This is a genomic window from Candidatus Poribacteria bacterium (genome assembly GCA_028820845.1).
Classification (GTDB): domain Bacteria; phylum Poribacteria; class WGA-4E; order WGA-4E; family WGA-3G; genus WGA-3G.
Genome location: JAPPII010000073.1, coordinates 19,919 through 32,626, shown reverse-complemented (window position 1 = coordinate 32,626; position 12,708 = coordinate 19,919). Strand labels below are relative to the sequence as shown.

The following is a 12,708-nucleotide window of genomic DNA, read 5'->3' as shown; positions in this document are numbered from 1 at the left end:
GAGACTATTTAAGAATACGCGCCATCCGCTCACGAATCCATGCCTTGTGTTCAGGATGCGTGTGAATATAGAACGCGCCGTTCTGTATAGCATTATAGACATGTTCCGCCACCTCTGTAGGAGACAGTCCTGCCTCCATCTCGGCGCGGGTATTCCGGGAACCGCCGATCACTATATCACGCGATTTCTCCACTGGATTTTGCAATGTGTCCGGTCGGTTCCGAGCAGATTCCAAAATCCCTGTGCGAACCCATCCGGGACACAACACATGTACTTGAATATTCGCGCCTTCCTGTGCCAACTCATCAGCAAGGGTCTCCGAAAGTACGACGACCCCGTGTTTACTCACCTTGTAGATGCCTTCGCCACTGCCTCCCACCAAACCCAAGATAGAGGCAGTGTTCACAATATGACACTCGTCCCCTTGTTCAAGCATGCGCGGCACAAACGACCGGATGCCGTGAATTACGCCCCATAGGTTAACGCCCAACACCCATTCCCAGTCGGCGAGCGTATGCTCCCAGACAGGACGGCTACAGACAACACCCGCATTGTTGCAAAGGATATGCACCGCACCGAAAGTGTCCAGTGTCTGCACAGCAAGATTTTCGACATCATCGGGATTTGAGACATCCGTTTTGACAGTGAGAACCGTCGCACCTTTAGTCCTTAAATCCGACGCAAGTTCGGCTAACGGTTCCGTCTCAACATCGGCGAGAACGACTTTCATACCTTCCGCAGCAAACCGTTCCGCCAATCCTCTCCCAATGCCGCTCGCTGCACCCGTAATAACAGCAACATCTTGCATGACGTTCGTATCCCCGCATTAAATTAGCAACAAAATCTAAGCCTGAAACGAAGTGGAAGGGTTTTTGCTTGGATGTTTCTTCAACTCTTTGGCAGAAACTGTTCAATACCCAGTCCACGTCATTTCACCGCAAGGTAAGTTTAAAAATCCGCTTGGCGTTGTTGATGATATTCCTCTAACGCCTGATTCGCATTCACAATCGTCTCCAATTTCTCAACGAGTACATCAATGTATTTGCCCGGAAAAGCGAAGTAGAAATCATCGTCAGAAAGTGCGGTATAGACGCGGTTGCCGATACACCCTAAACTACTTGCACCTCGACCCGATTGTAGCACAGCAGGAATCACAGCACAGGTCGGTCTGCCCATGACCCCGTTTTCAGTGCCGATACCCGCAGCAGTCGCGGCTTCCGCTAAGAGCATCATCTGTCTCGGTGTCCCAGAGATAATAACGACATCCGGTGTGCCAGATGCATCTGCTAACGGGGCATAGACCGCACTCTGGAAAGGGTCTTCGCGTCGCGGAATACCGGGGACCTCCTCCATAGAAATGTAGCCGAGTTCGCCCATCAGTCCGAGGGTGTTTTGAAGTTCTTCGGCTTGTGTGGGTGGGAGTTCAACGTTGTGGGTATAACATCCGATTGGACAATTGTAGTGGTCGGATGCTTCGGTATAGAAGGTTCTGCCTTCTGCGGCGCGTCGCCAATAGGTGCAGCCGGAGGCTTCAACTTTCTCGGTTTGTGGAACATTATCAGGGCGTGTTTCGTGGAATGTTATCGCAACAGGCGCAGTTTCCAAATTGAGGAGCTGCTGGATTTGATCTGACATTTTTTTCCTTTATAAGATGAATGCTAAATGTGAATCGGAGCAAACTGCCCTTCGGTGGGTTCTGCTCAGCAGAACCACGCTTCAGTGATCCGAGGCGCGGATTGATGCTGATTATGGCACGACGGAACGTCCCGACTACCCTGCATATCGGCAGCGAGTGTCCATATCCGATAAAAGGTGTCAAGGGCATCTACACCGGCGCGCGCGTCGTTTTCAACGAGGGCATTGACAGTCTTATGAAGCTCATCCATTCGCGGATCCGGGTGTGCCCACACGTAACTGAAGGCGGCTTCATCAAGTTCGAGTGAAAGTTTTTGCGTCTCGGAACGGTTGAGTAGATATGAACCTGGTGGAATTAGCAACCGAACGGCATACTGTACCGGGTCCACGTGATAAACAAGACGGTGCGTATCAACAAATTGGAGGATTTCAAGATAGTCGTCTAAGGCAGTCCACGGCGTGAACGGCACCCATGTCGGACGTAGCGCGATCCCGGCTCCGTGAACGATGTCAATCGCTTCCGCTACATCGGCGCGTGTATGCTGCTTCTCCAAAATTGTCAACACCTGTTCGCTAAGCGATTCCACAGCAGAGATAATAAACCGGCATCCAAGTTGTGCGAATTCTGGAAACAGTGCTCTATTTTTCAGAATGTGTTCAATCTTGGTTGTAAAATCGAAGGTAAGACTCGGAAAAGCTTCGTGTATTGCGCGGAGAATGCGGAGTCCGTGCGTCGGACCGTTGAGAAAATCCGGGTCCCCGAATGTAATATGCGCAGCCCCTTCTACCACCTGTTCGCGTATCTCAGCGAGCACCGTGTCGCGTTGTACAGCAAAAAACCTACCTTCATAAACCGGAGGTATCGGGCAGTGTGTGCAGAGATGCTTGCATCCGTGCGTTGTTTCTGTATACCCGACCGTTCGCACCTCGCCGTTATTTTCAAATTGCGCGTACATCTCCAGGGACGGCAGTTCCGCAATCGGGAAACCGACTTCCTGTGTTTCAGTCCCTTTCCCATCAACAAAAGATTGCATCAGCGCAATAAGTTGTGTTGATGCTTCACCACGGATACAAAAATCCACGCCGTGCGAAAGCAGGTAGTCTGCATTGAGTTTAGCGTAAAGTCCGTACATGCAGATAATGACATCTGGATTGACTTCTCGGATACGGGGCAAGAGATGAACGCCGAGTCGCAGTGCCGTATGCATCGGCACAGAGATCCCGATGAAACGTGCACGCGCAACCTTTTCAAGGTCCAACGGTTCCACAGCAATGTCAATCACATCAGGAACAAACCCCGCTGCTTCAAGAGCGCGAAGGGGACGGGTTAGCCCAATGGGTCGGTGTCCGAGTTCGTAGCAGGATATTAAGAGGACTGCACCAGGGGCGTGCATCGCTGAGGGGGTTAGCGTTTCCCTTCTCATGTTAAATAGGATAACACGCCATCGGAGAATTGGCAATAGAATAATCGGTGTAGACTGGATTAACTTCTAACAACACATCAAGCACATCTACCGCGCCAGCCGCCGCAGAATGTTATGCGTAATCTGTTCAACCGCTGCATCGCCACCTGCCAATCCGTGCGACCAATCGGTTGTGGCAGCCGTAAAGACCGTCCCGGCTTTTGTATAGATGCCCATCGTTGCAGCACCCGTCCTTCCTCTCTCCCAACGTTCGTACCACTCACAATCATCGGAATGCCAACGTACAGGAGCCGTCGCAAGAATCGTGAAACCATCAGGCGTGCCATCGCGATAGGTCGGAACAGGCAGACCATCTTCAAGCGTCCACTCACATCCGTCACACTCGTAGCCAACGATGGTATCCGCCCCACCGAAAGTGTCATCTTTCGCGAGGTCTGTACCCTCAAACACCCAATGCTCCGGACGATGGACAGTGTACTCCCCTGGACCATCCATAAACTGCCCGTGACTCAAGTGATAACCGCCTTGAAGGAAACCGACACCCGTCAATTCGTTTTCAGGACGACCCACCAGATAGTGACTCCAGAGCGTACTGAGGGTACTGTAATCATCGGTTTTATAAACCGGATCCTGATTGTAGGTTTGCTTCCAACAGACCAAGGCTCTGCCATCGTCTTCAGAGCGTACCTGCCAACAGACGGAATTCCCGCTGAAGAAGGCAGCGTTCCCGCCGTTCGCGATAAACGCCTCAAGGTGATCGCGCATCGGAGCAGACCAGTATTCATCATGCCCGACACTCAACACGAGTCTGTAATGTTCCAATATCTTAGGGCGGAACTCCAGATCGCTATTTGCCGCATAATCAAGGATATACCCGTTCTGCTCCGCCCAGACAATAAATGGCAATTCCCAATTTCTGAAAATACCGCGCGTCGGTCGGTCAAACGAAACGCGGTTGCCTTGTATCTTGCTCTTCCCGTGATATCCGTAAAGACTGAAGCCACCCCAATTGTTGTACGCATTGTAGGTGTTGGTGGAGAGCTGAAGGAGAATAGAGGTGTTCGCTCCCGGTTTCGCAGGACGGACAATAAAGAAGAGCGTACTCTCAGCCGTACGACGGTTCCTATAAATGTCCTCGCCACCGCCATCCGTTGCACGAAGTGTGCCTTCATAATAACCGCTCTGCCACGTTTCAGGAACTTCAAGCGTAAAAACAGGGGACCATCCACATCCCTGCGATGAAACATCTTCGGGAATCGGTTGCGCTTCACCGGGCAGCTCCGTTTGACGCCAGACAACCTCGCGCGTCGCACCGATGCGCGCAATCTCAAGTGAATAGTTCTCCGCACTCGTTGAAATGTGGAACGCAATCTCGTCACCGGGAGCATAACTGAGTTGGTGGGTGTATCCGTCAATATAGAGCGGTCTAATCTGGTTCTCGGTCTGCGTTAAAGTCGCCATTATGTTGCTCCTTTGATGTATCCGGTATCACAGCATTGGATGAAATATCAACACTCTCAAAGCTATTCTTTTGACTCTTTTTATTAAGTATGCTATTATTTTTACAACTTTTTTGCTTTTTGTCATCTTAATTTTCAAACGCTGGGATTAAACAAACACATGAACACCAATCAAAAACAGTCAACCCCATTATCGCCTCAACAGATGGATCAGTGGGAAAACGATGGTTATTTGCTCCTAAAAGATGTCGTTCCGATGTCCGCTATCAACGGTGTGCGGGACAGTTTTGCTCGCGTCGTAGACGGTATAATTCGCGAATTGAAAGAGGACGGAATTATTGAAGATGAAGGGACAGAACTCCCTTTTGAAACACGATTCTCACAAGTCGCAGGCGAACACGCCAACCGCTTCGGTCGTTCTTGGCGCAACCAAGTCGCGACCTCCGAAATTTTCGATATACACCACGCCGCGCCACTCGTGGACGCAATAGGACAACTCACAGGCACAGATGTCATCGGACACCCTGTTTTCAATGCCCGTCCTAAACTCCCCGGTCAGCAACTGACCGTCGTACCGTGGCATCAAGACAGCGGCTATTTTGGAACAGTCAGCGAAACTTCACTCATCCCGACTGCGTGGATACCACTCGTGCCAGTAGATGAAACCAACGGTTGTCTACAAGTGGTCGCAGGTTCACATCGGTTAGGCGTAGTCAATCATCACACAGAAGAACGAGAAGGGAAGTTTCTTGAAGTAATGGATGAACTCATCGAGGATTCTCGTATTGTCACGTGTCCAATGGAATTAGGGGACGCTTTAGTCTTTCACAACCTGACGCTTCACCGATCACTACCACACACCACAAGCGAGATGATCCGCTGGGCAATTGACATTCGATATCTTCGTGATGGCGATCACCCGGGCACAATTTATTGGAAAGACCCCGATTTCAAATGGGTTATCCATAGCGAAACGCAACCCGTGACACCCTTCACGCAATGGCTTGAAATGTGGTAAGCCCCAAAAACAAGGCAACGAAGGCTTTTAAAAAATTGCCTCAAGTCCAATCCATGCAGCGCGGGGTGCCCCCGGAGACAGAAAACGGGCATCCTCGAATTCGTCTCCTAACACCTCGTCCGCCTCCCCGAAGAGACCGAAGGTTTCATACCGGTCATCAAAAAGGTTGTTCACCTTAGCAAATACAGAAATATTACCCCAAAACGTATACCTACCACGCAGATTCACAATGCCGTAACCTGGAATCTGATCGATTAAATTTCCCTCGTCGCCACGAAAAACCTGGCTGGAATTGATAAGGACATTCGCACCCAAAGACAGCGCATCTGTTACAGCAAACGTCACATCCGCCTTGAGGTTGTGTTGCGGGACCCCAGGAATGCGGTCGCCTTGCTCGACTTCTATTTCGCCGCCGTCTGCTTCAGGGTGGTTGGGGCTGCTGACCGTCAAATCGGTCTCGAAAGTCGCTGAAATGTAAGTATAGTTAAGCAACCCCTGTAAGCGATTAAAGAAACTACCTCCGATATTTAGCTCAACACCTTGACGGAGGGTTCGTGCAACGTTTTCAAAATAGCCTTCGTTGGTCAATGCGCCACTGCTAATGAAGATAAGGTCATCAAAACTCGTCGCCCGAAAGAAGTCGGCGTTCCATGCGAGCCCCCCTAATTCACCCCGTACTCCCGTCTCCCACGTCTTCGTTATCACCTGATCCAACGGCGGATCGGCAACGAAAGCGTTGGGCAATTTACAGGGGGCTTCAGGATCTGCACACGTCAACTCCACAGGCGTAGGCACACGCGACGCTTCACTGTAGCTGCCATAGAAGGAAAGAAGATTATGAAACTGATAGGTTAAACCCGCCGCTGGATTGAAGCGACCAAAAGTGTGGTCCCCATTGAGTTCGACACCAATTTGATCCCGTAATATAATCTCAGTGCTGTTATAGCGTCCAGACAGCGTGAGATGTAGGCGCGGTGTGATAGAAAAGGTGTTCGTCCCGTAGATACCCATATTCTGAACCGTGGTCTCAACATCCACAAAAGATTCGCTTTCAAAGATACCGCTACCTACCGTTCCTCGATCCGGGGTCAGACTTGCCAACTCGGTTTCGGAATTGAACAGAGCCCCACCACGGTCAAAACTCGCGCCAACAATGAGTTGATTTTCACGACTGGCGATAGGACTCGTGAAGGCTACCTGTAAGGTTGCTCCATAGCCGCCTTGACGCGTCTGACTCGTATTATTTGTAGCGTTGAACCCACCTTCGTCATCATCGTCGTTATCCTCATCATCAATCTCAGTCTCTTCGTCATCCGCATCATCAATTTCAATCTCTTCGTCGTCCGCATCGTAACCGTTCTCAGAAAGACGGACATCGTTTCCAAACTGATCCTTTATACGCGCCTGGTCTGCATCTTCACCAACGCATAGAAAACCTTCATTTTCAGGATCTTCGCAAGGCTCAAAATCTGTATCGTCGCCATTGAAGGTCTCAACATTGTTACGCCGGTAGTAAACCGTACTCGCCAAAATGAGGTTGTCCGACCACGCATGACTGCCCCGCAAATTTGCCATGAGCATATTGTTCTCTGTCCTGTCTGGATGCGTAAACACAGCATTCCGTTCCGTGTTAAGAAGATCAATCGGTAATGCACCGTTGCCCAATAATTCGTTATCTGCTAACGTCAGGCTCAAGTCCAGTGTAGAAGCGTTTTCTTTCCAACCGATGTTGCCAAACAACTGCCGGACCTCAGAAGGTGAGAAATCGCGCCAACCGTCCTCCGCAAAAAAATTACCACTGAGAAAATAACTCAATCGCTGATTATGACCCCCACTCGAAAACTCAGCGGCTCTGCGTGTGAATGAACCGCCATAGACTTTCACGCCGTGACCGGGGTGTGTAAAGCCGGTCTTCGTCTTCAGAGAGAGCGCACCGCCAAGTGTGTTCAAACCGAAAAGCGGATTTGATCCAGACATCAAGTTGATGCTGGCGATTGCAGATTGCGGAATGACATCCCAATTCACCGTGTCACCAAATAGTTCGTTAACACGTGTACCATCTTGATAAGTAGCCAATCCCTGGGGTAATCCGAGCAAAGGAGAAGCCGTAAAACCGCGAAAGCGAACATCAGGCTGGAAAGGATTGTTTTGCGCCTCGTTAATATGCACACTGCCTAAGTTACGACTGATGAACTCGGTAAGGTCCAAACTCTGGAAAGCATCAACCGCGGCACTATTCGCTGTTTGGATATTGGCAGGCACTTTATCTTTCGGAAGTCCAACACCGTGGATCGGTGTCACACCAATAACCTCAATTGGTTCTAATTTCACCGGTTCTTCTTCTGAATAGATTAACGTTCCTCCAAAGATAAGTAGAAATGTAAACATACAACTGAAAATCCTGAACAAAATATTGGATGAGGTCATTTCTCACTCCTTTCAGTTAGTGGTGAACATGCTATATCTAATGGATGGACTTTAGTGTCGGTACATGCATGATATACTGCGATCCACTTTTACGCAAGGGAAACTTAACACTTTAGACCTAACAAGTATCGTGAAACGGAATGCTGGGCCACTCTAAAACAGACACGAAATATCTTGCATTTTTCTCAAGCATCAGGCATAATGACATTTAATAAATTGACGAGGATAAAAAATTATATGAAACGTGTGCCTTTCCAAACTTTACAAGACGAACTTTATCGTGTGCTCGCGAGCGTCGGGTTTACCGATGAGCGAGCAATGTTATGTGCAAGGCTCTTTGCTGAAAACCAACGGGATGGCGTGTACTCACACGGACTCAATCGCTTCCCCGGATTCGTCGCTGGACTGGAGAGTAAGCAAATTAACTTCCGAGTAAAACCAGAAAAAATCGAGAGTTTCGGGGCATTAGAACGGTGGGACGGCAAGATGGGGGTCGGGCTTGTTAACGCACATTTCTGCATGCAACGCGCAACGGAACTCGCAAATATCCACGGTATCGGATGCGTCGGGCTTTCAAACACAAATCACTGGATGCGAGGCGGTGCTTATGCTTTGCAGGCAGCAGAAGCCGGACACATTGGAATATGCTGGACAAACACAACCCGACTCATGCCGCCGTGGGGTTCTGGAGAAAAAAAGATTGGGAACAATCCCATGGCAATTGGTATTCCGAGAGAAGGTGGACATATTCTGCTCGATATGGCGATGAGCCAGTACTCAAACGGGAAGTTAGAAGTGTTGCAGCTGCAAGGAAAAGAATTACCTCTACCCGGCGGATACAACACCCATGGCGAGCTAACTGTTGACCCGGGCGAAATTCTTGACTCCGCGAGAGCCCTCCCTATCGGTTACTGGAAAGGGTCCGGATTGGCTTTGGTACTCGATACAATGGCATCCCTTATATCTGGTGGACAAGCCACACACGACATCGGAAAGCAGGGATCCGAATACGCCGTTTCTCAGGTGTACATCGCGATGAACGCCATTGGGATGATGGGACAAGCAGCTTTGAACGAGAAAGTAACAGCCATTATTGACGATTTCCATACATCAGTCCCCTTAGATGAAAATGAAAGTGTGCGATATCCAGGGGAAGGCATGTTACGGACACGACAAGAGAGCCTTGAAAAAGGGGTCCTCGTGGATGAGACACAGTGGCAAGGGTTGTTGAAAATGAACAGTTCTTAAAATTAGCCCGAGAGGCATAGCTTGGAACGAAGTGGAAAGCGGATATACGTAAAGGAACGTCCAAAAACCAACCCATCTAACCGAACCGCAAGGAAAAGTAAAAAATTTGGCTTGCACTCTTTTGGTATTGGCGTATAATACATCTTAACACGGAATTTTCAAGGCACATGCTACATTAGTACAAATTGAACTTGGGAGATATAGCTCATGAGTTTACGAGCAGGGATTGTCGGTTGTGGCGGAATTAGTCGGAGTCACGCCGGTGCGCATGCGAACTTAGAAGGAGTGGACCTCGTCGCGATGTGCGACATAAACCGTGAAGCACTTAACAATCGCGCCGATGAATACGAGGTCTCACATCGATATACCGACTATGAGGAGATGTTCGCACGCGAAACACTCGATCTCGTGAGCGTCTGCACACACGCACCGTTACATGCACCGATCGCGATTGCTGCCGCACAAGCAGGTATCCACGTCTTATGTGAAAAGCCGTTGTCTGTCGATTTAGAAACAGCAGACAAGATGCTCGTGGCATGCCGGGAGGCAGGTGTGCACCTGGCAGTCAGTCATCAGTTCCGCTTTACACCGCTCTTCCGGCACGCGAAATCCTTGATTGACGCCGGAAAAATCGGCGAACTCCGCTCCATACGCGAAGTCGGCAAAGGACGCGAAGCCGGGTTCGAGTTGATGGAGATGGGAGTCCACTATTTTGACGAGATGGATTTCTTTCTCAACGGTATCTCTTGGATCCAAGCGCATATCACATATCAAGGACACGACGTGACGGAGGCGGACATTATGCACAGCAGTGAGTTGTGTAAAACCGACCGGCGTGATAACGGTATCGTTGCGGGGGATACGATGCTCGTGCATATCGGCGGCGGAAATAGTGCCTACGGCATTATGGAACTTTACTGCCGCGAACCTCGACACGGGTGGATGATGGGACCACACCTGCTCGGATCAGAAGGGCAATTGATGATTAAACCACACCCAGAGACCGGTATAGACGAAATGTGGTACTGCCCGTTTGATGTATCGTTTGCCGCACATACACCCACATGGGAACAGATAGAACTTGACGCATCAGCGTTCATAATCTCTGGAAAAGCGTGGCAGTCGCGCCACACCATCTGGAGTGCCAAAAACATACGAGATGCTATTTTTAACGAAAATCAACCGGAACTCGGTGGACGTAATGCCCTTACATCGCTTGAGTGCGTGAGTGCAACCTACGTTTCTCATTTCAGTGGAACAAAAGTACAACTACCACTAAAGGAGCGGAGCCATCCGCTTGTAAAACGTCTTAGTATAGGAGTCACAAATTAAATGAAACTCACATTTTTTAACGATTACCAACTCGGTGTCCTAACAGAAGACGGGATTGTCGACATCAACGATGCCCTCAGCGGCATCTCTTACCATACGCCGCAAGAACTGATACGAATGGTAATTGAGGATTTTGATAATCTATGTCCGAAAATAGAAGATGCCGTTGAAAACGGATCTGCTGTCGATTTGGACAGCGTCAGCCTCAAAGCACCCGTCCCGCGACCGGGGCAACTCGTCTGCCTCGCAGGGAACTACATCGAACCAGATAGTCCGTCTCGCGGCGAATTCAATGCCTTTCTGAAGTCTCCAACCGGCATCATTAACACAACGGATACAGTCGAACTGCCAGAGGCAGACGTAACCGTCTTCCACTTTGAACCGGAATTAGCGATTGTTATCGGTAAAACGGCAAAACACCTCACTGAAGAAAATGCGTTAGACTGCGTATTCGGGTACACGCAGTTCATTGATGTCTCCGCACGTGGATTGCCCGGCGGCTTCTTTTTAGGGAAAAGCTGGCATACGTTTGCACCGATGGGTCCCGCTCTCGTTACTGCTGACGAAGTGGACGACGCGAACGCACTCGGCGTGCAACTGTGGATTAACGACGGCCTGCAACACGATTTCTCTACCAATTCCATGGCACGCTTCATCCCAGAACTGCTCGCAGAGGTAACCAACGTGGTAACACTGGAACCGGGAGATGTCGTATCAACGGGAACACACCACGAAGCACTTACGGCAGTCGGGGACGGAGACACAGTCCGATTATCAGTAGAAGGTTTCGGCCCAGAGTTAACGGTGTCCGTACACGACCCTCTAAAACGGACAACATGGCGCGGTTAGGACATTCTCGTATTTTTCAAACACTTGGAACTCACTTTTGAATCAAGTTTTATCCCAGAGGCATTCAATTTTCCAATAATTCTGATTTTTCTGTTGAAGCACTTCTTGCTGGAGGAGCTTGTGTTCGCGATGCCACCGCGAGAATGGTGAAAAAAACCGACAATTGAATGGCTCTGGTTTCATCCAGGGCCATTCAGTTTTCCGACAATTTGGGTCTGGAAGCCCGAACTTGTTCGGGAAAAGTGTGCTATCCCGAATAAATTCGGGCATCCGGAAACGGGAAGGCTTTATGTAAGTAAACTTACCTCTTAAAACTAAATGGCCCTGGGTTTCATCCTTTTTTTCTTGACAAAAAACATTCCATCTGTTACAATAGTTTTAAATTATACTATCAATACCTTTTGAAAAAGATAAAGATTTAGAATTCCGAACTACCTACATATTTTTTAAATTGTATTATTGATGAATGGCGTAAGTTCCATTGATAGAAAAAGCTAACTTGATCGCGAAAGAGGTAACTGATATGTTAAATTCCCTATTTTCAAACCGCCTGTTCCTTGGAGGACTTGTGCTTTGCGTATTCATCTTTGCTATTGGAAGTTATATTTGGAGTCAACGTATTCAACATGAAACTCAAGAACGCGAAGAGGCAACTCAGCAGTTTCTCCAGCAATTGGAGACAGCGAAAGCAGATTCTGCGAATACGCAGTCCAGCAAAGAAGAACTTCCCCAGTCTGAAGAAACAGAAGTAGTGCGTCTTGAGAAAATCAACGGCGACAGTCCAGAAGATTCACTTGAGCCTCCAGCTGAGCAAGTGAATGATAGCGAAGTGCTATCTCCATTAGAAGAAGATCCTCTAACAATAGAAAATAAGATACCTAAGGAACGTGCCTCTCAATTTGGGTTTGGTCCATATCCGGAGATCCCATTAGACTTTCCTCTTCCAAACATTTGGGATCATGTTGAAAATCTATATGTTGATGACCCAGAGTGGGCCAAAAACACAGAACTACTGACTCGGGTGCGCATCAAACTCTGGAACGAAGGCTCGCGGACACTTGGTGTTCAACTTTCACCCACAAGTGGATTAGTTTACCCAATTTATCCCAACACTGCCTACGTTAGATGGGCCGACGAGGTACTCGAAGATGGCACTATGAACCGAATCGCTACAAATGTGCTGGGAGGCCCAGACGTAGCACAATACGCCCCCGATTTGCATGATGGAATAGTCCCGCCCGGTATCACCATCATTGAAATGCCTGAAGGGGGAATTGACCCATATCAATTCCTGAATTTGCAAAGGAGGTAAATT

General features: G+C 49.0%; 10 protein-coding genes. 5 read left to right on the top strand and 5 right to left on the bottom strand.

All coding sequences use genetic code 11. The features are described 5' to 3' along the window. Positions 1-4: 4 nt before the first annotated feature. The 4 genes from OXN25_14605 to OXN25_14590 form a co-directional block, all read right to left on the bottom strand. A complete protein-coding gene (locus OXN25_14605) occupies positions 5-808 on the bottom strand; it encodes an SDR family NAD(P)-dependent oxidoreductase (protein MDE0426085.1) in 804 nt (267 codons plus the stop codon). Positions 809-948: 140 nt separating this feature from the next. Continuing rightward, a complete protein-coding gene (locus OXN25_14600; GenBank protein ID MDE0426084.1) occupies positions 949-1,635 on the bottom strand; it encodes a DUF169 domain-containing protein in 687 nt (228 codons plus the stop codon). A 65-nt stretch (positions 1,636-1,700) separates the two neighbouring features. Next, positions 1,701-3,059 (bottom strand): CUAEP/CCAEP-tail radical SAM protein, encoded by a 1,359-nt coding sequence (locus tag OXN25_14595; GenBank protein MDE0426083.1) that lies wholly within the window; start codon positions 3,057-3,059, stop codon positions 1,701-1,703. Positions 3,060-3,146: 87 nt separating this feature from the next. Continuing rightward, positions 3,147-4,520: a hypothetical protein gene (locus OXN25_14590; GenBank protein ID MDE0426082.1), complete on the bottom strand. Its 1,374-nt coding sequence runs from the start codon at positions 4,518-4,520 to the stop codon at positions 3,147-3,149. Between the two features lie 159 nt (positions 4,521-4,679). On the opposite strand from OXN25_14590, the gene OXN25_14585 reads away from it, so the two are divergent. Continuing rightward, on the top strand, positions 4,680-5,537 hold the full coding sequence (locus tag OXN25_14585; protein ID MDE0426081.1) for a phytanoyl-CoA dioxygenase family protein: 858 nt from the start codon (positions 4,680-4,682) through the stop codon (positions 5,535-5,537). Between the two features lie 27 nt (positions 5,538-5,564). On the opposite strand, the gene OXN25_14580 is transcribed toward OXN25_14585, so the two are convergent. Continuing rightward, a complete protein-coding gene (locus OXN25_14580) occupies positions 5,565-7,868 on the bottom strand; it encodes a TonB-dependent receptor (GenBank protein MDE0426080.1) in 2,304 nt (767 codons plus the stop codon). 333 nt (positions 7,869-8,201) lie between these two features. Between OXN25_14580 and yiaK the strand changes: the two genes are divergently transcribed. The 4 genes from yiaK to OXN25_14560 all read left to right on the top strand — a co-directional run bounded on the left by yiaK (position 8,202) and on the right by OXN25_14560 (position 12,705). Beyond that, positions 8,202-9,212 (top strand): 3-dehydro-L-gulonate 2-dehydrogenase, encoded by a 1,011-nt coding sequence (yiaK, locus tag OXN25_14575; protein MDE0426079.1) that lies wholly within the window; start codon positions 8,202-8,204, stop codon positions 9,210-9,212. Between the two features lie 207 nt (positions 9,213-9,419). Then, on the top strand, positions 9,420-10,544 hold the full coding sequence (locus OXN25_14570) for a Gfo/Idh/MocA family oxidoreductase (GenBank protein MDE0426078.1): 1,125 nt from the start codon (positions 9,420-9,422) through the stop codon (positions 10,542-10,544). Beyond that, complete coding sequence (locus OXN25_14565; GenBank protein ID MDE0426077.1) at positions 10,545-11,393, top strand: fumarylacetoacetate hydrolase family protein; 849 nt, start codon at positions 10,545-10,547, stop codon at positions 11,391-11,393. It begins immediately after the preceding gene. A gap of 481 nt (positions 11,394-11,874) precedes the next feature. Then, on the top strand, positions 11,875-12,705 hold the full coding sequence (locus OXN25_14560) for a hypothetical protein (GenBank protein ID MDE0426076.1): 831 nt from the start codon (positions 11,875-11,877) through the stop codon (positions 12,703-12,705). Positions 12,706-12,708 lie beyond the last annotated feature (3 nt).

Coding starts and splice junctions, on each gene's coding strand:
- OXN25_14605 (MDE0426085.1), bottom strand. CDS start 808: ATGCAAGATGTTGCTGTTATTACGGGTGCAGCGAGCGGCATTGGGAGA.
- OXN25_14600 (MDE0426084.1), bottom strand. CDS start 1,635: ATGTCAGATCAAATCCAGCAGCTCCTCAATTTGGAAACTGCGCCTGTT.
- OXN25_14595 (MDE0426083.1), bottom strand. CDS start 3,059: ATGAGAAGGGAAACGCTAACCCCCTCAGCGATGCACGCCCCTGGTGCA.
- OXN25_14590 (MDE0426082.1), bottom strand. CDS start 4,520: ATGGCGACTTTAACGCAGACCGAGAACCAGATTAGACCGCTCTATATT.
- OXN25_14585 (MDE0426081.1), top strand. CDS start 4,680: ATGAACACCAATCAAAAACAGTCAACCCCATTATCGCCTCAACAGATG.
- yiaK (MDE0426079.1), top strand. CDS start 8,202: ATGAAACGTGTGCCTTTCCAAACTTTACAAGACGAACTTTATCGTGTG.
- OXN25_14570 (MDE0426078.1), top strand. CDS start 9,420: ATGAGTTTACGAGCAGGGATTGTCGGTTGTGGCGGAATTAGTCGGAGT.
- OXN25_14565 (MDE0426077.1), top strand. CDS start 10,545: ATGAAACTCACATTTTTTAACGATTACCAACTCGGTGTCCTAACAGAA.